Source organism: Streptomyces sp. JNUCC 64 (assembly GCF_054484115.1).
Genome location: NZ_CM137015.1, coordinates 2,918,119 through 2,940,074 on the forward strand (window position 1 = coordinate 2,918,119; position 21,956 = coordinate 2,940,074).

Annotated in this window: 20 protein-coding genes; 8 read left to right on the forward strand and 12 right to left on the reverse strand. The window is 74.8% G+C overall.

Annotation, left to right across the window (positions count from 1 at the left end):
- Positions 1-63 precede the first annotated feature (63 nt).
- Complete coding sequence (gene msrA / locus ACVWNX_RS11770; protein ID WP_454413860.1) at positions 64-741, forward strand: peptide-methionine (S)-S-oxide reductase MsrA; 678 nt, start codon at positions 64-66, stop codon at positions 739-741.
- Positions 742-837: 96 nt separating this feature from the next.
- Here the strand turns inward: msrA and ACVWNX_RS11775 are convergent, their stop codons facing one another.
- On the reverse strand, positions 838-1,275 hold the full coding sequence (locus tag ACVWNX_RS11775; protein ID WP_454413861.1) for a hypothetical protein: 438 nt from the start codon (positions 1,273-1,275) through the stop codon (positions 838-840).
- Between the two features lie 119 nt (positions 1,276-1,394).
- Here ACVWNX_RS11775 and ACVWNX_RS11780 point away from each other — a divergent pair, with 119 nt between their 5' ends.
- Positions 1,395-2,213: a helix-turn-helix domain-containing protein gene (locus tag ACVWNX_RS11780; protein ID WP_454413862.1), complete on the forward strand. Its 819-nt coding sequence runs from the start codon at positions 1,395-1,397 to the stop codon at positions 2,211-2,213.
- Between the two features lie 216 nt (positions 2,214-2,429).
- Here ACVWNX_RS11780 and ACVWNX_RS11785 read toward each other — a convergent pair whose 3' ends face one another.
- From ACVWNX_RS11785 to ACVWNX_RS11805, 5 genes are all read right to left on the reverse strand, one after another.
- Positions 2,430-2,783 (reverse strand): DUF1330 domain-containing protein, encoded by a 354-nt coding sequence (locus tag ACVWNX_RS11785; protein WP_454413863.1) that lies wholly within the window; start codon positions 2,781-2,783, stop codon positions 2,430-2,432.
- 172 nt (positions 2,784-2,955) lie between these two features.
- Positions 2,956-3,999, reverse strand: coding sequence for an NAD(P)-dependent alcohol dehydrogenase (locus tag ACVWNX_RS11790; RefSeq protein ID WP_454413864.1), 1,044 nt, complete (start codon positions 3,997-3,999; stop codon positions 2,956-2,958).
- Positions 4,000-4,383: 384 nt separating this feature from the next.
- Entirely contained in the window at positions 4,384-7,905 is a 3,522-nt protein-coding gene (locus ACVWNX_RS11795; protein WP_454413865.1) for a S8 family peptidase, read from the reverse strand.
- A 246-nt stretch (positions 7,906-8,151) separates the two neighbouring features.
- Positions 8,152-9,429 (reverse strand): L,D-transpeptidase, encoded by a 1,278-nt coding sequence (locus tag ACVWNX_RS11800; protein ID WP_454413866.1) that lies wholly within the window; start codon positions 9,427-9,429, stop codon positions 8,152-8,154.
- A gap of 349 nt (positions 9,430-9,778) precedes the next feature.
- Positions 9,779-10,177 carry a hypothetical protein gene (locus tag ACVWNX_RS11805; RefSeq protein WP_454413867.1) on the reverse strand — a complete coding sequence of 133 codons (399 nt, stop codon included), beginning with the start codon at positions 10,175-10,177 and terminating at the stop codon, positions 9,779-9,781.
- A 109-nt stretch (positions 10,178-10,286) separates the two neighbouring features.
- Between ACVWNX_RS11805 and ACVWNX_RS11810 the strand changes: the two genes are divergently transcribed.
- Positions 10,287-10,628 (forward strand): hypothetical protein, encoded by a 342-nt coding sequence (locus ACVWNX_RS11810; protein WP_454413869.1) that lies wholly within the window; start codon positions 10,287-10,289, stop codon positions 10,626-10,628.
- Positions 10,629-11,021: 393 nt separating this feature from the next.
- Here ACVWNX_RS11810 and hutH read toward each other — a convergent pair whose 3' ends face one another.
- Together hutH and ACVWNX_RS11820 are read right to left on the reverse strand one after the other, a co-directional pair.
- Positions 11,022-12,560 (reverse strand): histidine ammonia-lyase, encoded by a 1,539-nt coding sequence (hutH, locus tag ACVWNX_RS11815; protein ID WP_454414722.1) that lies wholly within the window; start codon positions 12,558-12,560, stop codon positions 11,022-11,024.
- Between the two features lie 107 nt (positions 12,561-12,667).
- The gene (locus ACVWNX_RS11820) at positions 12,668-12,880 is read right to left on the reverse strand and encodes a DUF4287 domain-containing protein (RefSeq protein WP_454413870.1); all 213 of its coding nucleotides are present in this window, start codon (positions 12,878-12,880) and stop codon (positions 12,668-12,670) included.
- Between the two features lie 304 nt (positions 12,881-13,184).
- On the opposite strand from ACVWNX_RS11820, the gene ACVWNX_RS11825 reads away from it, so the two are divergent.
- Positions 13,185-13,955, forward strand: coding sequence for a class I SAM-dependent methyltransferase (locus tag ACVWNX_RS11825; protein WP_454413871.1), 771 nt, complete (start codon positions 13,185-13,187; stop codon positions 13,953-13,955).
- 30 nt (positions 13,956-13,985) lie between these two features.
- Here ACVWNX_RS11825 and ACVWNX_RS11830 read toward each other — a convergent pair whose 3' ends face one another.
- From ACVWNX_RS11830 to ACVWNX_RS11845, 4 genes are all read right to left on the reverse strand, one after another.
- Positions 13,986-15,161: a GGDEF domain-containing protein gene (locus ACVWNX_RS11830; RefSeq protein ID WP_454413872.1), complete on the reverse strand. Its 1,176-nt coding sequence runs from the start codon at positions 15,159-15,161 to the stop codon at positions 13,986-13,988.
- Positions 15,162-15,436: 275 nt separating this feature from the next.
- Entirely contained in the window at positions 15,437-16,231 is a 795-nt protein-coding gene (locus tag ACVWNX_RS11835) for an enoyl-CoA hydratase/isomerase family protein (RefSeq protein ID WP_454414723.1), read from the reverse strand.
- A 210-nt stretch (positions 16,232-16,441) separates the two neighbouring features.
- Positions 16,442-17,623, reverse strand: coding sequence for an adenylate/guanylate cyclase domain-containing protein (locus ACVWNX_RS11840; RefSeq protein WP_454413873.1), 1,182 nt, complete (start codon positions 17,621-17,623; stop codon positions 16,442-16,444).
- A 191-nt stretch (positions 17,624-17,814) separates the two neighbouring features.
- Positions 17,815-18,684: a biotin--[acetyl-CoA-carboxylase] ligase gene (locus tag ACVWNX_RS11845; RefSeq protein WP_454413874.1), complete on the reverse strand. Its 870-nt coding sequence runs from the start codon at positions 18,682-18,684 to the stop codon at positions 17,815-17,817.
- Between the two features lie 169 nt (positions 18,685-18,853).
- Here ACVWNX_RS11845 and ACVWNX_RS11850 point away from each other — a divergent pair, with 169 nt between their 5' ends.
- The 4 genes from ACVWNX_RS11850 (at position 18,854) to ACVWNX_RS11865 (ending at position 21,600) form a co-directional block, all read left to right on the forward strand.
- The gene (locus ACVWNX_RS11850; RefSeq protein WP_454413875.1) at positions 18,854-20,464 is read left to right on the forward strand and encodes an acyl-CoA carboxylase subunit beta; all 1,611 of its coding nucleotides are present in this window, start codon (positions 18,854-18,856) and stop codon (positions 20,462-20,464) included.
- A gap of 29 nt (positions 20,465-20,493) precedes the next feature.
- Positions 20,494-20,697, forward strand: a complete 204-nt coding sequence (locus tag ACVWNX_RS11855) for an acyl-CoA carboxylase subunit epsilon (RefSeq protein ID WP_454413876.1) — start codon at positions 20,494-20,496, stop codon at positions 20,695-20,697.
- Positions 20,698-20,756: 59 nt separating this feature from the next.
- Entirely contained in the window at positions 20,757-20,885 is a 129-nt protein-coding gene (mmpB, locus tag ACVWNX_RS11860) for a morphogenic membrane protein MmpB (protein WP_454413877.1), read from the forward strand.
- A gap of 94 nt (positions 20,886-20,979) precedes the next feature.
- Positions 20,980-21,600 carry a Maf family protein gene (locus tag ACVWNX_RS11865; RefSeq protein ID WP_454413878.1) on the forward strand — a complete coding sequence of 207 codons (621 nt, stop codon included), beginning with the start codon at positions 20,980-20,982 and terminating at the stop codon, positions 21,598-21,600.
- Positions 21,601-21,956 lie beyond the last annotated feature (356 nt).

Sequence of the window (21,956 nt, forward strand, 5' to 3'; positions counted from 1 at the left end):
TCCGCCCGCTTCCACCCGCTCGCGCACCGGAACGCGCCGCCGAGGGAGAACCGAGGGAGAACGATGTTCCTGCACCGCACGACCCCGCAGCTGCCCACGCCGGAGCAGGCCCTGAGGGGTCGCCCGGAACCGGCCTACGGCGTGCCCGAGCGGCACGCGGTCCTCGGCACCGCGCTGCTCGGCCCCTACCCCGAGGGGCTGGCGGTCGCGGACTTCGGCCTCGGGTGCTTCTGGGGCGCGGAGCGCGTCTTCTGGTGGACGGAGGGTGTCTGGACGACCCTCGTCGGTTACCAGGGCGGCCACACCGAGCACCCCACCTACGAGGAGGTGTGCTCGGGTCTGACGGGTCACACCGAGGCGGTCCGGGTGGTGTACGACCCGGCGAAGGTGTCGTACGAGGAGCTGCTGCGGGTGTTCTGGGAGGCGCACGACCCCACGCAGGGCTTCCGCCAGGGCAACGACGTGGGGACGCAGTACCGGTCGGCGGTCTACACCCACGACGAGGCGCAGGCCGCCGTGGCCGAGCGCTCCCGGGACGCCTACCAGCGGGTCCTGACGGCCGCCGGTCACGGCCCGGTCACCACCGAGGTCCTCCCGGCCGAGGGCCGCGTCTTCTATCCCGCCGAGGGGTACCACCAGCAGTACTTGGAGAAGAACCCGAACGGCTACTGCGGCATCGGCGGGACGGGCGTGAGCTGCCCGGTCGGCGTCGCGAAGGCGCCGTCGTCCACGGGCGAGTAGCCGACGCCGTCGGCCGTCCGGTCCGTTCCCGCCGGACGGTGTCCCCGACGTCCCTCCGACCGCCCCGCCGGACGATCCGGCGGGGCGGTCGGGCGTTCAGCGGCCCCGTTCGTCCGGGCGGTGTTCCACGTACTCGACGGTCAGCCCGTCCGCGTGGCGTGCCGTGAAGCCGGTGCCGGTGGGCACCCGGTGCGGGGCGACGAGGATCTCCGCGCCCTCCCCGGCCAGCCGGTCGAGGTACGGGGACACCGCGTCGACCAGGAGGGTTCCATGGGTCGCGCGAAAGGGCGCCACCACCTCCTCCGGTCCCTCGACGAGCAGGAAGCCGCCGACCGCCGCCAGCGCCAGGCCCTTCTCGGGGTAGGTGAACCACATGTCGCGCTCGGTGCCGAGCAGACGTTCGTAGGAGGCGGTGAGCGCCTCCAGGGTGCCGGGCCCGGTGAACACCCTCAGGAACGCGCGGGGTTCGGTGAGCCGGGACGAGTCGTGGGAACGGCGCCACAGGACGGGCTCCGCCGTCGGTCGCTGGGTCATGTCCCCAGCCTGGCCGGGCCGTCGGGGACCGACCAGTGGCCGGTCCATACGGTGACCGCTGGTCATAGGCTGGGCGCACGGCGGCTCGGGCCCGCTCTTTTACGGCCTAGGCTCGGAGGATGACGTCCCACGGTCCGGGGGCCAGCGGTCCCGCCGCCCTGCGCCGCCGTCAACTGGGCGCGTTCCTGCGGGCCCACCGCGAACGGCTCGCGCCCCGCGCGGTCGGGCTGCCGAGCGGGTCGCGCCGACGGACGCCGGGGCTGCGGCGGGAGGAGGTCGCGGCGCTCTCCGGGGTCGGCGTGGCCTGGTACACCTGGCTGGAACAGGGGCGGGTGGAGACCTCCCGGGAGGTGCTGGAGGCCGTCTCCCGGGCGCTGTTGTTCGACGTCGAGCAGCGCGACCACGTCCTGCGGCTCGGCGGTTACGCCCCCGTCGCGGACCGGACGGCACCGGCCGGGGCGCCCGCCGCGCTACGGCGGATGATCGACGCCTGGCCCGACTCCCCCGCGCTGGTCCTCGATCCGGTGCTGGGCGTCCAGGCGTGGAACGTCGCGTACACCCGGCTGTGGCCGGACCCGGGCGGACTGGCCGGGGAGGAGCGGAACCTGCTGGCGCTGCTCCTCGGCGACCCGGCCCACCAGCGGCTGGTGCCCGGGTGGGAGGACCTGGCCCGGGATCTGCACCGCCACTTCCGGGCGTACGCCGACGGCGCCCCGTCGGACGGGCGGGTGGCGGAGGCGGCGCGGCGGCTGGAGGCGCTGCGGCCCGATCTGGGGCACTGGTGGAGCTGCCGTTCGGTGGGGAGCTTCACGCCCCGGACGGTACGGCTGACGCCCGGGGGCGGACGGGCCCCGGTGGAGCTGGAGTTCGCGATGGTCGTCCCGGCGGGGGACGGCGGTGGCGGGCACGGGGTGCTGGTGCAGACACCGGTCGGCTGAACCGGACGGGGGCCGCTCCGGGTCAGCCGACCTGGGCGGGGGCGGGCCCGGGCGGCTCTCCGGTCGGGGGCGGGGGCGGGCGGCTCTCCGGTCAGGGCCGGGGGCGGGGGCCTGAGTCGGGCAGCGGGTCGGTGGGGGCTGGTCGCGCGGTTCCCCGCGCCCCTATCGGGTGCGTCTTGGCCGGGGTGCGTCGTCCTGTGCGGGGAGGGCGGCGGGTCAGGCGGTGGCCGGGCGGAGCCTGCGGGCCGTGGTCGCGGCGTCGTACCCGGGCGGGACGCCGTCCACCAGGACCGTGCGGGAGACGAAGTTGCGCTCGCGGATCGGGAGGATCTCCTGGTAGGCGGGCGAGGCGTACCACTCGCGGGCGGTGTCCCGGTCGGGGAAGCCGATCATCACGACCCCGCCGGGCCAGGGGCCTTCGAGGACCTCGGGGTCGACGCCGTGCACCAGGAACCGTCCCTCGAAGGGGTCCATGGTGGCCTGGATCAGCTCGATGTAGTCGGCCACCTCGTGCATGTCCGGCGCCCGGTCGGCGCGGGGCTGGAGGTGGCAGATGGCGTACGCGGTCATGGGCCCGTCCCTCGGTCGGGCCGCCCGTCCCGGCCGCGCGGTGCGGCGGCCGGGAGGAGCGGCTGCTTCGGTACCGATCCTGGTACGGGGGCGCGGCCCGGTCGATTACCCGGGAGGTAAACGACCGTATCGGGCCGCGTCCCGTCCGCCTCGTCCACCGCGTCCCGGTGGGTCAGATCGTCGAGGTGTCGATCACGAACCGGTAGCGCACGTCGCTGCGCAGCACCCGCTCGTACGCCTCGTTGATCCGGTCGGCCGCGATGACCTCGATCTCGGAGCCGATGCCGTGCTCCGCGCAGAAGTCCAGCATCTCCTGGGTCTCCCGGATGCCGCCGATGTTGGATCCGGCGAGGGACCGGTTGCCGACGATGAGGGAGCCGAGGTCCAGGGTGACGGGCTCCTCGGGGGCGCCCACGTTCACCAGGGTGCCGCCGGTGCGCAGCAGCGCCAGGTACTTCCCGAAGTCGAGCGGGGCGGAGACCGTGGAGACGATCAGGTCGAAGCGGTCGCGCAGCTTCTCGAAGGTCTCCGGGTCGGAGGTGGCGTGGTAGTCGGTGGCGCCGAGCCGCCGTCCGTCCTCCTCCTTGGCGAGGCTCTGGCTGAGGACGGTGACCTCGGCGCCGAGGGCGTGGGCGATGCGGACGGCCATGTGGCCGAGGCCGCCCAGGCCGATGACGGCGACCCGGCTGCCGGGTCCGGCGTTCCAGCGGCGCAGCGGGGAGTAGGTGGTGATGCCCGCGCAGAGCAGGGGCGCGGCGGTGTCGAGGGGCAGCGCGTCGGGGATGCGGACGGTGTAGTTCTCGTCGACGACGATCCGCCGGGCGTAGCCGCCGTAGGTGGGGTCGCCGTTGCGGTCGAGGGCGTTGTAGGTGCCGACGGGGCCCTCGGAGCAGTGCTGTTCGAGGCCGTCGCGGCAGTTGTCGCAGGTGCGGCAGGAGTCGACCATGCATCCCACGCCGACCCGGTCGCCGACGGCGAAGCGGGTGACGCCGGGGCCGGTGGCGGCGACGGTCCCGGCTATCTCGTGGCCGGGGACCATGGGGTAGATGCCCTTGCCCCAGCCGTCGGTGGCCTGGTGGATGTCGGAGTGGCAGATGCCCGCGTAGTGGATGTCGATGAGGACGTCGTGGTCACCGAGGGCGCGCAGGGGGACGGTGACGCGTTCCAGGGGGGCCTTGGCGGCGGGTGCCGCGTACGCGGGGACGGTGCTGGTCATACGGGTGGCTCCTCGGTCCGGCGCGGACCGCCGGAGGTTCCGGTGGCCCGCGCGGTGGTGCGGTGGGCGCGCCGCCGGGTGCGGGCGCGCTCGGGGGTCGTGCGGGGGCGGCACGGGGTCGTGCGGGGCGGGTGCGGGGTCGTGCGGGGCGGGTGCGGGGTCGTGCGGGGCGGGTGCGGGGTCGTGCGGGGCGGGTGCGAAGCCGGTACGGCTCCCTCAGCGACTCTCGACGCCCCCCCGACGAGCCCCATGCCCCCGATGACCCCGAACAGCCCCAAAACGAACTGAAACGAAATTGAACGAACTCGAACGATAGGACATCTGCCCAGGACGGAACATGGGCACGCCCCCTCCCCGGGGTGGGGAGGGGGCGTGCGGGTCGTCCTACTTGCCGAGGTACGCGTTCCGGATGGTGAGGGTGGACGTGTTGCCCGCGCGGTCGGTGATCACGGCGCGCAGCGCGACGCCCTTGCCCGCCGCCGGGTTGCGCACGGACACCTCGCCCCCGCGCACGGTCAGCTTCTTCCAGGTCCGGCCCTGGTCGTACGAGGCGGACACCTTCAGCGACTTCAGCTGACGGCCCGCCGCCGCGCCCTGCACGGTGACCGGGACGGACTGGACGCGTCCGGCGGGCGCGGTGCTGTCCGGGCCGAGCCTGGCGCCGAAGCGGGCCGTGGAGAACGGCAGCTCGACCAGGTCGGAGGAGCGTCCGCCACGGAAGGTGAAGGACGTGTCGATCCGGGTGGAGACGCCCGAGACCCGGCCGGAGCGGACCGCCGAGGAGGTGAGCCGGTAGTCGGCGGCGGGCCCGGACGGCACCTTCAGGGTGGCGCTCTCCAGCGAGTCCGGGGTCTCGGCGACCTTGGTGGAGCCCCGGTACAGGGTGGTCCGGGCCGAGGTCAGCCGGGAGTAGCCCCGGTGGCCCGGTCCGTCGGCGAAGAGCGGGACCTCGGTGTAGATCCGGTCCTGGTAGCGCTGGATGCCCTCCGTGCCCCGGAGCCGGGGGCCGAAGACCCCGACGTTGAACTTCTTGGAGTAGACCCGTCCGCCCACGAACCGCTGGGGCTCGCCGAGGCTCTGGGTCGCCTCCTCGATGGGGAAGCCGTCCTCGTCCCGCTTCTCGAACTGGCCCACCTGGAAGGTCCAGCGGAGGCGGTGCGGGGTGGAGAGCAGGAAGGTGCGGGTGGTCGGCGGCTTGAGGTCCTCGCCGACGGCGATGTCGGAGAGCGTCTCCGGGGAGGAGTGCTCGGTGAGGAGATGCGCCTGCTTGCCGGGGACCGGGGAGCCCACGGCCACCTTCACCGTGGAGAAGTCACCGGCGCGGTACCGCTTGGTGCGGCCGGTGGCGAACCGGGTCCCGGGCTCGCCGACGTCCACGGCCGCGTACCGGGTGCGCGCGCCCTTCTCCCACCAGGTGTCCCACTGGTGGCGCACCGGGTAGGCGGTGGCCGCGGGGCCCATGTGGGCGGTGCGGAAGTCCTCCCAGCCCCAGCCGAGGAGCCAGTCCAGTTCGGTGCCCGGCGCCCCGGAGTCACCGAAGGCCACGCTCAGTCCCGCGGAGAACTGCTTGGCACCCCGGTCGGGCACCGTGATGTCCACCGGCTTGGCCGTACGGGCGTCGACGGTGAGGGTGGTCGTCCGGTCGAGGTCGAGCTGCGGCTGGACGATCACGTCCGTGCCCGCGCCGGGTCCGCTCTGGGTGATCAGGAGGTTCCGCAGGCTGTAGCGGCCCTTGGGCAGCCGAACGGTGGTGGTGCCGGTCGGGTTCTGGAATTCGACGGTGCGGGACTCCCCGTCGGAGCCGCCGACCTCCTCGAAGGTGCCGTAGTGCAGGGGCGCCGGGGAGCCCGGTCGGCCGATGGTCCTGACGGTGACGTCGTACGCCTCGGCCTCGCGTTCCACGGCGGCGGCGGTGCGCACGGTCTGTCCGCCGCCGGTGGCGGTGACGTACGCGCCGTACACCCCGTGAACGGTCCCGCCGGGCCGGGTGTCGGCGGTGAGCCGGACGGAGGCGGTGCCGTTCGCGGGGACGGTCACCTGGCGGGCGTCCAGCGCGAAGAACCCGGCGGGGGCGGTCCGTCCGCGCGGGTCGCGGGTGGCCAGGGCGAGGTCGAGGGTGACGTCCTGGCCGCCGAGGTTGCGGTAGGTGATCCGCCGGGTGGCGGAGGCGTCGTCGGTGTGCGGCCAGGCGGCCGGGGGGAAGGCGAGGGAACCCGGTTCGGTGATCACCGTCTGGGTGACGGCCCGGTCGGCGCGGACCCGTCCGGCGCCCTGCTCGAACGGGGAGTGGGCGGTGCCCTCGGCGGACGCCGTCACGACGGCCTTGATCCGGGCCGCGGTCCAGTCGGGGTGACGTTCCCTCAGCAGCGCGGCGAGTCCCGCGACATGGGGTGTGGCCATCGACGTGCCGCTGTTGCCGACGTACCCGGTGGGCTGCTGTCCGGCGGCGCCGGGCACGGCCGCGGCGACGATGCCGACGCCGGGCGCGGTGACGTCCGGCTTGACCGCGTCGGGCACCTTGTTGACGCCGGAGAAATCGGCGATCCGGTCCTGGCGGTCCACGGCGCCGACGGTGAGGGCGGCCCGGGCGCTGCCCGGGGAGTCGACCCCGCTGGTCCCGCCGTTGCCCGCCGCGACGACGAAGAGGACGTTCCGCTCCTCGCTCAGCCGGTCGATCTGGGCTTCGAGCGGGTCGGTCCCGGGGGTGTCCCCGCCGCCGAGGCTGAGGTTGACGACGTCGGCGCCCTGTTCGACGGCCCAGTCGATCCCGGCCAGGATGCCGGAGTCGGTGCCCTGGCCCCGGTCGTCGAGGACCTTGCCGCTGAGCAGGTCGGCGCCGGGGGCGACGCCCTTGAAGACCCGGCCGGACACCGGTCGTCCGCCGGTGCCCACCGCGGTGGACGCGACATGGGTGCCGTGGCCGTTGCGGTCGGCGACCACCGGGGAGGTGGAGAAGTTCTTCTCGGCGACGAGCCGGTCCTTGAGGTCGGGGTGGGTGGCGTGCACCCCGGTGTCGAGGACGGCGACCGTGACGCCCTTGCCGGTGAGCCCGGTGGACCAGGCCCCGGGGGCGCCGATCTGCGCGGTGCTGCGGTCCAGGCTGGTCCGGCGGACGCCGTCGAGCCAGACCCGGGCGATCCCGGCGGCGGCGCTCCGTCCGGTGTCCCGTCCGTCGGTGAGGGCGTTCCACAGGCCCGGGTCGCCGTCCGGGGCGGTGAGCGCGTCGGCGTTGGCCGTGCGCAGGGAGCGCCGCAGGGCGGTGCCGTCCGCCGCGCGGACCTCGGCGCGGGCCTGCCGGGCGGCGCCCCGGTAGCCGACGATCACCTGGAGGCGGTCCGCGCGGTCGGCGGCGTCGGCGGCCTCGACGAGCGCGTCGAGGTCGAACAGCCGCCGGTCGAGGGTGCCGTCGGCCAGCAGTGGCTGGGCGTCGGCCGGGACGACGGTCGTCCGGCCGCCGGTGGTCCTGGTGGACACGGGTATCCGGGCGCGGCCCTCGGCGGGTTCGAAGCGCTTCACCCGGCCGTCGGCGCCGACGACGACCCGGTCCCCGGTGACGAGGGTGACGCGCCGGGTGGCCGGGGTCCCGTCCCCGCCCCGGGCGGTGGCCCTGCCGGAGCCGGTGGCCGCGTCGGAGCCGCTGGCCGCGTCGGCGGCCGTGGCGGTGGCACTGGCCGCGTCGATGGCGGTGGCAGTGGCGCTGGCCGCGTCAATGGCAGTGGCAGTGGCAGTGGCAGCGGCGGTGGCCGAGCCGGTGGCGGCCTGGGTGGTGGCGGTCGGTGTGGTGGTTCCGTCGTCGGTGTGCGGACCGGCCGCGGCCGGGGTGGTCAGCCCCGCCGTGAGGGTCAGGACCACGGCCGCGGCCGTGGCGACCGGGACCGCCCGCGCTCTCTTCTCTCGTCGGTTCACTTGTCTCCCCCTGGAGATCCATGACCGGACGGACGGCAGTCCGCCCGCACGGAAGACACCCGCACGCGCGTACGGGTTCCTTCGGTGGCGGATCAGTATGCCCGGGCCGGGACGGCCCCGACCCGGCCGGGGGGAACGGCCGTTCGGCGGGTCCCGGACGGATTCCGGGGGAGGGCCGGGTACGCGACGGGGCCGTCGCACCCCCCGGCGGAGGGGGTGCGACGGCCCCGTGGGACGTGCCGTGGGTCAGACCGCGGAACCGGCCTTCCACTGGGCCCAGTCCATGTTCCAGCCGTTGAGGCCGTTGTCGGGCTTGATGGTGGTGTCACCGGTGTTCTTGACGACCACCACGTCACCGAGGAGCGAGTTGTCGAAGAACCAGGCGCCGGGGGTGCTGGAGTCCTTCGCGCCCTTGGTGTCGGAGAGGCCGACGCAGCCGTGGCTGGTGTTGGCGCTGCCGAAGATGGACTTGGCGCCCCAGTAGTTGCCGTGGATGAAGGTGCCGGAGGTGGACAGCCGCATGGCGTGCGGGACGTCCTTGATGTCGTACTCGCCCTTGCCGTCGTCGTCGGTGAAGCCGACGGTCGCGCCGTTCATCCGGGTCTCCTTGAACTTCTCGGAGATCACCATCTGGCCCTCGTACGTCTTGGTGGTGGGCGCCCCGGCGGAGATGGGGATGGTCCGCACGACCTTGCCGTCCCGGGTGACCTTCATCTGCTTGGTCTTGGCGTCCACCACGGAGACCTGGTTGCGGCCGACCTTGAACGAGACCGTCTTCTGCTGGACGCCGTAGACCCCGTCGGCGCCCTCCACCCCGTCGAGCGCGAGCTTCAGGGTGACCTGGGAGTTCTCCGTCCAGTACTTCTCCGGGCGGAAGTCGAGCCGCTTGGGGTTGAACCAGTGGCCGACGACCTCCTCACCGCTGCTGGAGGTGACCGTGACCGCCTCCTGGACGGCCTTCCGGTCGGTGATCGGCTTGTCGAAGTTCAGCGAGACGGGCATGCCGACGCCGACCGTCGAACCGTCCTCCGGGGTGAAGGTGCCGATGAAGCTGTTCGCCGGGGAGACCGTGGTGAACGAGGCGTTCTCGTGGGCCGCCCGGCCGTCCTTGTCGGTGGCCGTGACGGCGACCTTGTAGCCGGTGGCCCGCTCCAGCTGCGCGTCGGGCTTCCAGCTCTTCTTGTCCGCCGATATCCGGCCCGCGACGGGCTGGCCCGCCTTGGTCGTCATGGTGACCTTGGTGAGGGTACCGTCGGCCACCGAGACCTTGGCGGCGTTGTTGATGCTGGCGCCGTCCGAGCCGTCCTTCGGCGAGATGGAGATCCTGGCCTCGGAGGTCTTCTCGGCGGCGGCCTTGTCCACCTGTTCCTGCGGCTTGCCGGAGGCGCCCGGGCCCCCGCCCGCGCCGTCGCCGCCCGAACCCCCGTCGCTGCACGCGGAGAGCACCATCGCCCCGCTCAGCAGCGCGGCCGCGGCCATGAGTCCCCTGCGCCGCCTTTTCTCCGTCATCACACGCCTCTCCATCGTTTCCGACTTCCCCGCACACACGGCTGCCCTGCCGCCGGTACAACGCGCTGACCGCGTCGTCTGGTTCCAGCACCGGCACAGGTGTGGGACGCACCACGCCCAACGGCACGCACCGGCCGGAGGGTGTCCCCCCGGACCCGCGACACGTGGCACGAGGGGGGCCGCACGCCCCGGGGCGGCTCCCCGGAAAACGCGCGGGGCCCCGGCGGCGACGACGCCCGCCGGGACCCCGTCCGTCCGCGTCCGCGCCCCGGGAGGGGACGGACGCGTCGGAACACCCGCGTCCGGTACCGCCGTCACCCCGCCGCCGACGCCCGGAAGGGCGGACGGGGGGTGACGGCGTGACCTAGCTCCGGAGGCCGCCGCCCGCGCCCTCACTCCCCTCATCATCGTCGGCGCCGAACCAGTCGGGTCCATCGGGGTCGTCCTCGTCGTCCGCGAGGTACGCGTCCTCCTGCCCCCGGGCCCCCGCGAACGCCTCGCTGCTCCAGGAGGCACGGGCCAGATCGACCCCGGGCACCTCCCTGACCAGGTCGAACGGATCGACGAGATAGGCGAGCGCCTCGGCTGTGTCCTGCCTCACAGCCAGTTCGGACTGGGCCCGCTCCACGGGGTCGGCGTGGTCGTCGCGGGCGATCCGCCGCAGCGCGCCGCCGGTCAGCGCCTCGCCGTCGCGCACCTCCAGCAGCAGATCGGCGCGCAGGCGCACATAACGGGTGTCACGGGATGTTTCGGAGATGGTCATGGTGCGGAGCGTACGGCCGCGGGGGCCGCGACTTTCCCGCGACCCGCGACGTTCACTAGCATCGGTTCACCCGGCCAATTCGCCAGCGTCACAAGGGGATCGATTTTCCGTGTCCGCCGCCCGCCGCTCGTTGCTGACCGCAGCCGCCGCCGGAACCCTCCTCGGTGCCCTGTGGTTCGTCCCCTCCGCCAACGCGACCAGCGTCGACGCGCTCGCCGCGCCCCGGTCGGGCACCCACACCGTCACCGTCTCCGAGAGCGTTCCGCTCGCCCCGGTGAGCGTCGGCGCGGTGCCCTCGGGGGCCACCGACGACGGCGCCCGTCTGGCGGACACCGGCAGCGACTTCGACACCACGCCCTACGTCTACGGCGGCGCGGCCTTCCTCTGCGTGGGCGCGGGCTTCGTCGCCTACTCGATCCGGCGTGGCCGCGCGGAGTACGCGGAGCGCTGAGCCCCGCTGGGCGCCCCGCGCGGGCCCCGGCACCCGCTGACGCCTCCCGGCGCCGCACACGCTCAGGGCCGGGCCGTCGCGTCCGGGGCGTCGTGTCCGGGCCGTCAGCTCCGAACCCGTCACCTCCGGGCCGCCGGTTCCCCCGGGCCGTCACCTCCGGGCCGCCGACTCCCCGGGCCGTCAGCTCCAGGCCGCCGGTTCCCCGGGCCGTCAGCTCCGAGCCCGTCGTCTGCGGGCTCGTCGAGCCGTCGCCACGCCCCCGTGAACGCCCGCGCGTCCGCCGGGCCCGGTGCCGCGCGCCGGGCCGGAACGCACCGTCCGGCCCCGGCCGCTCCGCCCCGGCGGAGGGGCGACGCGCACCCCGGACGGGAGCCCCGTCCGGGGAACGGTCCGTCAGGCCAGCGGGCCCGTCACCGACTCGGCGGCGGCGACCAGCCCTCCGTCGCGGACGAAGGCGTCGGCGGCGGCCAGGTCGGGGGCGAGGAACCGGTCCGGCCCGGGGCCGCCGACCCCGGCCGCCCGGGCCGCGTCGATCACCGCCCGGGAGGCGGGCGCCGGGGTCAGCCCGGCGCGCAGTTCCAGCGCCCGGGTGGCCGCGTACAGCTCGACGGCGAGCACCCGGGTGAGGTGGGCGACGGCGGTGCGGAGCTTGCGGGCGGCGGACCAGCCCATCGAGACGTGGTCCTCCTGCATCGCGGAGGACGGGATCGAGTCGGCCGAGGCCGGGACCGCCAGCCGCTTCAGCTCGGCGACCAGCGCGGCCTGGGTGTACTGGGCGATCATCAGCCCGGAGTCCACCCCGGGGTCCTCGGCGAGGAACGCGGGCAGCCCGTGCGAACGGGCGCGGTCGAGCAGCCGGTCGGTGCGGCGCTCCGCGATGGAGGCCAGATCGGCGGCGGCGACCGCGAGGAAGTCGAGGACGTAACCGACCGGCGCGCCGTGGAAGTTGCCGTTGGACTCGACCCGGCCGTCGGGCAGCACCACCGGGTTGTCGACAGCGGCGGCGAGTTCCCGCTCCGCGACCAGCCGGGCGTGCGTCAGGGTGTCCCGTCCGGCGCCCGCGACCTGGGGCGCGCAGCGCACCGAGTAGGCGTCCTGGACCCGGGGCGCCTCGTCCTGGTGGTGCCCGGTGAGCTCCGAACCCTCCAGCACGGCCCGCATGTTGGCGGCCGAGGCGGCCTGGCCGGGGTGGGGGCGGATGGCGTGCAGTTCGGGGGCGAGCACGGCGGCGCTGCCGAGCAGGGCCTCCAGGGTGAGCGCGGCGGTGATGTCGGCGCCGGTGTAGAGGCGGTCGAGGTCCGCGAGCGCCATGAACAGCATCCCGAGCATCCCGTCGGTGCCGTTGAGGAGGGCGAGCCCCTCCTTCTCGCGCAGTTCGACGGGCTCCAGTCCGTGCGCGGCGAGGAGTTCGGCGGCGGGCCGGACCGTCCCGTCGGGGCCCTCCGCCTCCCCCTCGCCCATCAGGACCAGCGCGCAGTGGCTCAGCGGGGCGAGGTCGCCGGAGCAGCCGAGCGAGCCGTGTTCGTGGACGACGGGGGTGACGCCCGCGTTCAGCAGACCGGCCAGGGCCAGGGCCACCTCGGGGCGGACGCCGGTGTACCCGGAGCACAGGGTCTTCAGCCGGAGGAACATCAGCGCCCGGACGACCTCCCGTTCGACCCGGGGGCCGAGTCCGGCGGCGTGCGAGCGGACGATGTTGCGCTGGAGCCGGGCGCGCAGATGGGGGCCGATGTGACGGGTCGCCAGGGCGCCGAACCCGGTGGAGACCCCGTACACCGGCTCGGGCCGGGCGGCGAGCGCCTCGACGGTGCGGCGGGCGGCGGCGAGCGCCCGTACGGCCTCCTCGGACAGCTGGACACGGGCGTCGTCCCGGGCCACGGCGAGCACATCCGCCGCGGTGGTCCCGGACGCCCCCAGCACCACGGTGTGCATATCCATATTCAGGAGCGTACGCAGTGAATTGAAGCTTGTCACGAGGCCGTCCGGGCCGTTCCCGCACCGGTTCCGGGCGGTGCCGGACCCGGACCGGGGCGGGACGGTCAGGCGCCGTCGGACCCGGCGCGGACGTACGCGACGAGCGCGTTGGCGTGGCCGTGGCCCAGCCCGTGCTCGGTCTTGAGCCAGCCGACCAGCTCCATGTGCCCGGTCAGCGGAGAGGAGCGGATCAGTTCCAGCCACTCGGCGACGGGACGCCCGTACGTCCGTTCGATGGACGGGAAGTAGCTCGCGGGGCCCTTGGCGGGTGCGGTCACGGTGGTCCTGCCTTTCGCGCGGGGTGGGCGGCGGGCGCCCGGGGGCGGCCCGTCGGAGGGTGGACCGCCGCCGGGACGGTACCTCATCGCCGTCCGGACGTGACCCCCGTCACCCGCCCGGAAACCGTCGGCGCCGGGGTACGCGTTCCGGCCGTGGCGGCGCGCCGGGGTGTGCCGGGGGTGCCGCGTGGGGAGGGTGCGGTGGTGGCCGGCCCCGTCACCTCGGAGAACGGCGCCGGACGCACCGGCACCACCTGATCGACGCGCCGGTTCCCCGGCGCACGACGAACGGGAAGGGACCACGATGCTCGGCGAGACGGCGCGCGCATGGCTGCGACGGTGGGACGAACAGCAGGAGCGGTACAGCCCCGACCGCGAGGAGCGGTTCCGGGTCATCCTCGACGTGGCCCGGTGGTCGTTGGAGGGGGACTCCCCCGGACGCCCCCGGATCGTCGACCTGGGATGCGGGACCGGATCGCTGACGGTCCGGCTGGCCGGAGCCCTGCCGGAGGCCGAGGTGGTGGGCGTCGACGCCGACCCGATGATGCTGGGCCTCGGGGAGGAGGCCGTCGCCGGGACCGGGGCCCGGCTGGTCCTCGACGACATCGACACGCCCGGCTGGGCGGACCGGGTCGCCCCCGGCGACCCCTGGCACGCCGCCGTCTCCTCCACCGCCCTGCACTGGCTGGAACGGGACGACCTGGTGGCCCTGTACGGGGTGCTGGCGGAAAGGATCCGGCCGGGCGGGATCTTCGTGGACGCCAACAACCGGGCCCCCGAGGGGTCGGCGGCGGCGCGGTCGCTGGCCCGCCGGGTGCGGGACGCCCGGGCCGCGCGGGAGGGCAAGGCCGACCGCGAGGACTGGGACTCCTGGTGGAAGGCGTTCCTCGCCGCGCCGGAACTCGCGGACCTGGCCCGGGCCCGTGAACGGCGGCCCATCTCCCGGCGGGCGTTCGCCCCGCCGCTCGACCTGACCACCGGCGAGCAGGCCGAACTGCTGCTGGCGGCGGGGTTCTCCACCGTCACCACAGTCTGGCAGTGCGGGGACGACAGCGTGCTGGTCGCCCTGCGCTGACGGGCCCGCCGCCCCGGGGCCCGTCCGCGCCTACCGCTCCCGCCAGCGCCGGAAGCGGCGGCGCTCGCCGACCGGTGGGGCCGGTTCCCCGGGCGGCGGGGCGGTGGCGTCGGCGAGCCGGACGACCGGGTCGTCGGGACCGGCGCGGCCCGCCACCACGGGCCCGGGCGAACGGGCCGCCTTGGCCCGGTACTGGGCCGCGTCGGCCAGCCGGAACAGCCGCCGGGCCGAACGCACCTCCCCGATGGGGTCACCGGTGGACGCCACCCCGCAGGCGACCCCGTCCCCGAGGCCCAGCGCGGCGGCCCGGCGGCACAACTCGTCGGCGACCCGCACCACCTCGTCCGCCGGAGGGCCGACCGCCAGCAGACAGAACTCGTCGCCCCCGAGCCGCGCCGCGAGGGTGCCGGTGCCGGGCAGCATCGCCCCGCACAGGGAGAGCACCGAGCCGAACCGCTCCAGCAGCCGGTCCCCGACCGCGTGCCCCTGGGTGTCGTTGACCCGCTTCAGCCCGTTCAGATCGCACACCACCAGGCTGACCACCGCCCCCTCGCCCCGGTGCCGGTCGAGGGCGTCGTCCAGCCCCGCGTCCACCGCGCGGCGGTTGGCGAGTCCGGTGAGGGAGTCGGTGAACGCCAGCCGACGGGCCTCCTCCAGCCGTTCGGTCTGCGCGAGGCCCGCCGAGACCACGGCCGCCAGCACGGTGGCGAAGTCCGCGTCCGGCTGCCCGAGGAGCGGGGCGCCCGCCGTCCGCGCCACGTACAGCTCGCCCCAGGCCCGGCCGTGCAGGACGAGCGGGGCGACGACGCAGCAGCCCCGGCCCCGGCGGCGCAGCGCGGCGACCCGCTGGTGGTGGTAGCCCGCGCCCTCCGACACCGGCCCGTCGGCGGTCTCCACCCAGGCGTGCGGCTCGCCGCCGCCGGCCCAGCGGCCGTGCAGGAACTCGGTGATCTCGGGGAACTCGTGCACGGGGTACGCCTCGTGCTCCGGGAACTCCTCCTCGTCCGGGGTCCGCTCGCCCGCGTTGACGAGGACCCGCAGCCGGCCCAGATCGCGTTCCCACACCGACAGCGCGGCGAAGTCCCCCGCGAGGGCCCGGCGGGCGCCCTCCGCCGCGGCCCGCCAGGAGTCCCGTGGGGTGCGGGCCGCCGCCATGCCCTGCGCCAGGTCCACCACGCCTCGTAGCCGCACTTCCTCACCACCCATCACACCAGGTTAAGGATGTTTGGCATATTTTGAGGCATTGGGTCGCTTCACCGGGGGTTCGCGGAGGTGTCCGGCCGCGCCCGTCCCGTCCGACGCGCCCCGCCCCCGCCCCCGCACGCGCCCACCCGACGCCCCGGCAGACCGACCGCCCCACCGCACCACACCGCGCCGCCGCGCCCCGCCCGGCGGCCCGACCGACCGACTACGGCCCGGCCACCGGGCCACCGGGCCACCGGGCCACCGGGCCACCGGGCCACCGGGCCACCGGGGAGGGTCTACTCCCCGGGCCACTCCGGTGTCCGCTTCTCGTTGAACGCGGCCACGCCCTCCGCCCGGTCGGCGGAGAACGCCACCGTCCGCCAGGCCGCGTCCTCCACCTCCAGCCCGGCCCGCAGGTCGAGCCCCTGCCCGAGCCGCAGCGCGCGCTTCGCGGCCCGCAGTCCGACCGGCGAGTGGGCGGCGATCCGCGCGGCGAGGGCCAGCGCCTCCGTCCGGTCCTCGCCCTTCGCCACCAGCAGGTCCACCAGCCCCAGCTCCCGCGCCTCCACGGCGGGGACCCGGCGGGCGGTGAAGACCAGTTCGGCGGCGCGGGCGGCACCGACCCGGCGCGGCAGCAGCTGGGTGCCGCCGCCGCCCGGGATCACTCCCACCGACACCTCGGGAAGCCCGACGACCGCCGTGGGGTCGGCCACGATCAGATCGCAGGAGAGGGCGATCTCGAAGCCGCCGCCGAGCGCGAAGCCGTGCACGGCCGCAATGGCGGGCACCGGGAGGTCCAGCACCGCCGTGTACGCGGCCCGGGTCACCGGTCGCTGGCGCAGCAGGTCCCGATCACTGAAGGAGGCCCGTTCCCGCAGGTCGGCGCCGACGCAGAAGGCCCGGGGATGGGTGGAGGTGACGACCACCGCGCGCACCCCCCGGTCGGCGCCGAGGGCCTCGCAGGCGGCGGTCAGCGAGCGGGCCAGCGCGGTGGAGACGGCGTTCATGGCGGCGGGCCGGTCCAGCCGCAGTTCGGCGACCGGCCCGTGCCGCAGCACCGCCACGGACTCCCCGAACCGCCGTTCCCCCACGGCCTCGTCCACGTCGGCGCCCACGGCGGACCTCCCTGCTCGTTAACGGTCGTTACCCGAGCGGATCATTCCAGGCCGGCGGCCGGGACGGTACCGGGCGGGGCCGTCCCCGTTCCCGTCCCCGTACCCGCCCGCGCTCCCACACGCCCACCCGCCCACACGGGCAGGCGGACGGACGGACAGGGACGACGGTGGGCCGGACGCGGCGGCTCAGGTCCGCCGGGTCAGCAGCCAGGGTTCGACGACGCCCAGCCCGCGCACCGGGCGCTGCCACATCGGCTGGAGCGCGAAGCGGGGTTCCGGGGCGTCCTCCCCGGCCGGAGTCCCGTCGGCGGCGGGGGCGTCCCCGGTCCGGGTCAGCTCCTCGGCGAACGCCCCGTCCACCAGGACGGCGTCCCTCGGCGCTATCGAGGTGAGACGGCTCGCCAGATTGACGGTGGTGCCGAAGACGTCGCCCATCCGGGTGGTGACGGTGCCGAAGGCGATGCCGACCCGCAGCTCCGGCATGGTCTCGTCGTGGGCCATGGTCTCGATGAGCCGCAGCGCGATCTCGGCGGCGATCCCCGCGTCGTCGGTGGCGTACAGGACCTCGTCGCCGAGGGTCTTGATGAGCCGTCCGCCGCGCGCGGCCACCAGATCGGCGGCGGTGGTCTCGAACGCCTCGACCAGCTCGCCGAGTTCCTCCTCCTCCATCCGCCGGGTGAGCCGGGTGAAACCGACCAGGTCGGCGAAGCCGACGGCCAGTCTGCGGTCCACCATCTCCTCGTCGTCGGCGGCCTGGACCACCCGTCCGGTGGCGGCGGCCAGCTGACGGCGCCACACGTACACGAGGAACTCCTCCAGTTCCGGCAGGAGGAGTTCCATCAGCGGATAGGTGACCTCGGTACGGGTCATCCCCGGCTCGGGGGGCTCGGTGAGGCCCTCCAGGAAGGAGTCGATCTGCCACTCCGCGAGCCGGGCGGTGGTCTGGCCGGTGGACCGCGCCACCTGGACGGCCATCGGCTCGCTCAGCAGTCCCGCCTCGACGAGACCGGCGAGCCGCCGCAGGGCCAGCACGTCGGCCTCGGTCAGCGCCTTGGCCTGGCCGATGTCGGCGAAGCCCATCGCCCGCCAGAACCGGGAGGCGAGTTCCATCGAGACCCCGGCGCTGCGGGCCGCCTGGAAGGGGGTGTACCGGCGCTCCGCGCCGAGGATCAGCTGTTCCAGCCGGAGGGCGAGGGGGTCGTCACCACTGCCGTCCCCTCCGTCGCTCCCGTCACCGCCGTCGGGCGCGGGCCCGGGGTGGGAACCGGCGGGCCGGGCCGGACCGGCGGAACCGGCGCCCGGGGCGTCGGAGCCCGGGGGACGGGCGCTGCCCCGCCCCGCTCCCGGACCCGTGTCATCGACGGTCACACCTGCTGCCTTCCGGTTCCGCCGCCCGATCCGCCGGGCGGTCAGGGCGCCGAGGGAGCGCCCGAACAGACACAGTACGACAGCTGTGCCGTGGCTCACTCCCGACCGGACGGTCCGTTCCGGGGAACCACCCGAACCCCCTCCGCCGCCCGCCCGCCGACCCACCGGCGCGGGGTCCCGGCCGGGACGTCTCAGCCGGAGGCCGCCGGGCGCAGATGGACGATGTCGCCCGCCCCCACGGACTGGAGTCCCCCGTCGTCGGTGGCGATGACCAGCCGTCCGTCCCCGTCCAGGGCGACGGCCTCGCCGGTCACCTCCCGCTCGCCCGGCAACAGGGCGCGCACCCGGCGGCCGAGGGTGGCGCACCCGGCGGCGTAGGTCTCCTGGAGCCCGGACGCCTCCGGGTCGCCACCCGCCGCCCGCCAGTCCCCGTACCACCGCTCCAGGGAGCGCAGCACGGCCCGCAGCAGGGGGTCGCGGTCATGGGTGACGGCGCCCGCCAGGGCCAGCGAACCGGCACCGGGCACGGGGAGTTCCCCGGCGCGCAGCGTGACGTTGAGGCCGATCCCGAGGACCACGCCCCGGCCCGCGCGCTCCGCGAGGAGGCCGCCCGTCTTGCGTTCCTCCCCGTCGACGGTCACCAGGAGGTCGTTGGGCCACTTGAGGGCGGTGTCCACCCCGGCGGCCCGGGACAGCGCGGTCGCCACGGCCACCCCGGCGAGCAGCGGCAGCCACCCCCAGCGCTCCTGGGGCACCGCGTCCGGCCCGTCACCGGGGGAGAGGAACACCGACACGAAGAGGCCGGAGCGCGGGGGCGCGCTCCACCGGCGGTCGAGCCTGCCGCGCGCCGCGTGCTGCGCCTCCGCGACCAGGACGGCTCCCTCCTGGAGGGAGTCGGCGCGGGCCGCCAGGTCGGTGTTGGTGGAGCCGGTCTCGGGGACCACGTCCAGGGAGGTCCACAGACCGCCGGGACGGACCAGGGCGCGGCGCAGGGCGGTCGGGTTCAGGGGCGGCCGGTCGAGGTCGGACCAGCGGTTGGCTTCGGCGTCCGGGGGCGTCATGCGACCCACCCTAGGTGTGGTGAACACCGCACCGCCGAACGGTATCCGCCCCACTACGCTACGGGGCAGTAGCCCCGGTCACCCGTCCGGCGGCCCCGCGCCGAGGCGGTCCCCACGCGCCGACGGCCCGTGGCGCCACCGGTCCTTCCCGCAGGGAGAGCCGCACGCGATGTCCACTCCGGAAGAGCCCCGCACGACCGAGTCCCCGATCGACGTCCACACCACGGCGGGGAAGATCGCCGATCTGCGGCGGCGCGTCGAGGAGGCCACCCACGCGGGCTCGGCGCGCGCGGTGGAGAAGCAGCACGCCAAGGGGAAGCTGACGGCCCGCGAACGGATCGCGCTGCTCCTGGACGAGGGCTCGTTCGTGGAGCTGGACGAGTTCGCCCGGCACCGTTCGACCGCCTTCGGGCTGGACCGGGACCGCCCGTACGGGGACGGTGTGGTCACCGGGTACGGCACCGTCGACGGCCGCCCGGTGGCGGTGTTCTCGCAGGACTTCACGGTGTTCGGCGGGGCGCTCGGCGAGGTCTACGGGCAGAAGATCGTCAAGGTGATGGACTTCGCGCTGCGCACCGGCTGTCCGGTGGTCGGCATCAACGACTCGGGCGGCGCCCGCATCCAGGAGGGCGTGATGGCGCTCGGGATGTACGGGGAGATCTTCCGCCGCAACACCCACGCCTCCGGGGTGATCCCGCAGATCTCGCTGGTGCTGGGGCCGTGCGCGGGCGGCGCGGTGTACTCCCCGGCGATCACCGACTTCACGGTGATGGTCGACCGGACCTCGCACATGTTCATCACCGGCCCGGACGTGATCCGCACGGTGACCGGCGAGGACGTCGGCTTCGAGGAGCTGGGCGGGGCCCGCACCCACAACGCGGTCTCCGGGGTCGCGCACCACATGGCGGGCGACGAGAAGGACGCCGTCGAGTACGTGAAGTCGCTGCTGTCGTACCTGCCGTCGAACAACCTCAGCGAACCGCCCGCCTTCCCGGAGGAGGCGGACCTGCGGCTGACGGACGGGGACCGCGAGCTGGACGTGCTGATCCCGGACAGCGCCAACCAGCCGTACGACATGCACCGGATCGTGGAGCACGTCCTCGACGACGGGGAGTTCCTGGAGACCCAGGCCCTGTTCGCGCCGAACGTCCTCACCGGCTTCGGCCGGATCGAGGGGCACCCGGTGGGCGTGGTCGCCAACCAGCCGATGCGGTTCGCGGGCTGTCTGGACATCGACGCCTCCGAGAAGGCCGCCCGGTTCGTCCGCACCTGCGACGCGTTCAACGTGCCCGTCCTCACCTTCGTGGACGTGCCGGGGTTCCTGCCCGGCGTGGGCCAGGAGCACGAGGGGATCATCCGCCGGGGCGCCAAGCTGATCTACGCCTACGCGGAGGCGACGGTCCCGCTGATCACGGTGATCACCCGCAAGGCGTTCGGCGGCGCGTACGACGTGATGGGCTCCAAGCACCTGGGGGCCGACCTCAACCTGGCCTGGCCGACCGCGCAGATCGCCGTGATGGGCGCCCAGGGCGCGGTCAACGTCCTGCACCGCAGGGCCATCGCCGAGGCGCCCGAGGAGGAGCGCGAGGCGGTCCGCGCCCGGCTCGTCCAGGAGTACGAGGACACCCTGCTGAACCCGTACACGGCCGCCGAGCGCGGCTACGTCGACGCGGTGATCGCCCCCTCCGAGACCCGCCGCCAGCTGGTGCGGGCCCTGCGCCAGCTGCGCACCAAGCGGGAGACCCTGCCCCCGAAGAAGCACGGCAACATCCCCCTCTAGCCCCGCCCCCTCTTGTACGAGGAGCCGAAGTGATCAAGGTAGTGAAGGGCGATCCGACCCCGGAGGAGCTGGCCGCCGCCCTGGCGGTGGTCCGGGCCCGGGCCGCCGCGCCGGTGACCGCCCTCGGCGGCCCGGGCCCCCGTTCCGCCTGGTCCGACCCGGCCCGGCTGGCCCGCGCCCGGACGCCCGCGCCCGGACCGTCCGCCTGGGCCCGCACCTACTGGCCGGGGTGAGCCCGGTTTAGGTATCCGTACTCAGGCGGGCGGCGGGCCCGGCCGGGCAGGATCGGAGCATGCTGTGGTCCGACCCCCACGACGAACCGCCCGAAGAGATGCGCGCCACGCAGGGCATGCTGCGCAGAGCCGGGTGGCTGCTGGCGCTCACCATGGTGCTGGCGATGCTGGCGCTCGGGCTGCGGTGAGCCCCGGCCCGCCGTCCGCGCGCGGTGCCGGGCCGCCCCGGGGCCGGTGGACCGTCCGCGCGGCGCGCCGGGGGGCTGCATCTACGCTGGGCCCATGAGCGCAGCCCGTCACCTCGTCCTGGCCTCCCAGTCCCCCGCCCGTCTCGGTCTGCTGCGGCAGGCGGGGCTCGACCCCGAGGTGGTGGTGAGCGGGGTCGACGAGGACGCCGTGAGCGCCCCGACCCCCGCCGAGCTGGCCCTGGCGCTGGCCGAGGCGAAGGCGTCGGTGGTGGCCGCCCGTCCCGAGGTGATCCGCTCCCAGGCGCTGGTCGTCGGCTGTGACTCGGTGCTGGACCTGGACGGACGGGCGCTCGGCAAGCCCGCCGACGCCGAGGAGGCCACCGCCCGCTGGAAGTCGATGCGGGGCCGGGCCGGCACCCTCCAGACCGGGCACTGCGTGTACGACACCCGCACCGGCCGGTACGCCTCCGCGACCGCGTCCACCGTGGTCCGCTTCGGCGAGCCGACCGACGCCGAGATCGCCGCGTACGTGGCCTCCGGGGAGCCCCTGCACGTGGCGGGCGCCTTCACCCTGGACGGCCGGTCGGCCCCGTTCGTCGACGGCATCGACGGCGACCACGGCAACGTCATCGGGATCTCGCTGCCGCTGCTGCGCCGGCTGCTGGCCGATCTGGGCGTCGGGATCACCGATCTGTGGGCGGCCCCCCGGGCGTGAGGCGCTCCCGGCACCCCTTACGGGCCCGTAAGGGGTGCCGGACGAAAACGGACGAGGGGCGCCCGGCGCGCCGCCGTGGCGTTGGGCCATTCGTAGGGATTCCACAAAGATTCACGATCCGCCGCAGTGCCCTCTCATAGAGACCCTGACCGGGCGACCGGGCTAGGGTTCGGAAGAGGATTTCCGCGCACCGTCCGTGACTTGGGATTTCACTGCGCACGAGACCCGTTCTCACGCTCTGTGTGGGCAAGCTCACCAGGGAGGACGGGTCGTACGGGCGTGTCGGCAGTCCCTAAACTCGGCGTGTTCCGGGGAAGTCATGCGAAGAGATCGGCACGCGCGCACGTGACCGTCAC

Bases quoted from the DNA above. Each gene is read 5' to 3' on its own strand.
- ACVWNX_RS11825 (WP_454413871.1), top strand. From the start codon at position 13,185: ATGCTCGGCGAGACGGCGCGCGCATGGCTGCGACGGTGGGACGAACAG.
- ACVWNX_RS11800 (WP_454413866.1), bottom strand. From the start codon at position 9,429: ATGGAGAGGCGTGTGATGACGGAGAAAAGGCGGCGCAGGGGACTCATG.
- ACVWNX_RS11805 (WP_454413867.1), bottom strand. From the start codon at position 10,177: ATGACCATCTCCGAAACATCCCGTGACACCCGTTATGTGCGCCTGCGC.
- msrA (WP_454413860.1), top strand. From the start codon at position 64: ATGTTCCTGCACCGCACGACCCCGCAGCTGCCCACGCCGGAGCAGGCC.
- mmpB (WP_454413877.1), top strand. From the start codon at position 20,757: ATGCTGTGGTCCGACCCCCACGACGAACCGCCCGAAGAGATGCGCGCC.
- ACVWNX_RS11790 (WP_454413864.1), bottom strand. From the start codon at position 3,999: ATGACCAGCACCGTCCCCGCGTACGCGGCACCCGCCGCCAAGGCCCCC.
- ACVWNX_RS11850 (WP_454413875.1), top strand. From the start codon at position 18,854: ATGTCCACTCCGGAAGAGCCCCGCACGACCGAGTCCCCGATCGACGTC.
- hutH (WP_454414722.1), bottom strand. From the start codon at position 12,560: ATGCACACCGTGGTGCTGGGGGCGTCCGGGACCACCGCGGCGGATGTG.
- ACVWNX_RS11845 (WP_454413874.1), bottom strand. From the start codon at position 18,684: ATGACGCCCCCGGACGCCGAAGCCAACCGCTGGTCCGACCTCGACCGG.
- ACVWNX_RS11780 (WP_454413862.1), top strand. From the start codon at position 1,395: ATGACGTCCCACGGTCCGGGGGCCAGCGGTCCCGCCGCCCTGCGCCGC.
- ACVWNX_RS11830 (WP_454413872.1), bottom strand. From the start codon at position 15,161: ATGGGTGGTGAGGAAGTGCGGCTACGAGGCGTGGTGGACCTGGCGCAG.
- ACVWNX_RS11865 (WP_454413878.1), top strand. From the start codon at position 20,980: ATGAGCGCAGCCCGTCACCTCGTCCTGGCCTCCCAGTCCCCCGCCCGT.
- ACVWNX_RS11775 (WP_454413861.1), bottom strand. From the start codon at position 1,275: ATGACCCAGCGACCGACGGCGGAGCCCGTCCTGTGGCGCCGTTCCCAC.
- ACVWNX_RS11785 (WP_454413863.1), bottom strand. From the start codon at position 2,783: ATGACCGCGTACGCCATCTGCCACCTCCAGCCCCGCGCCGACCGGGCG.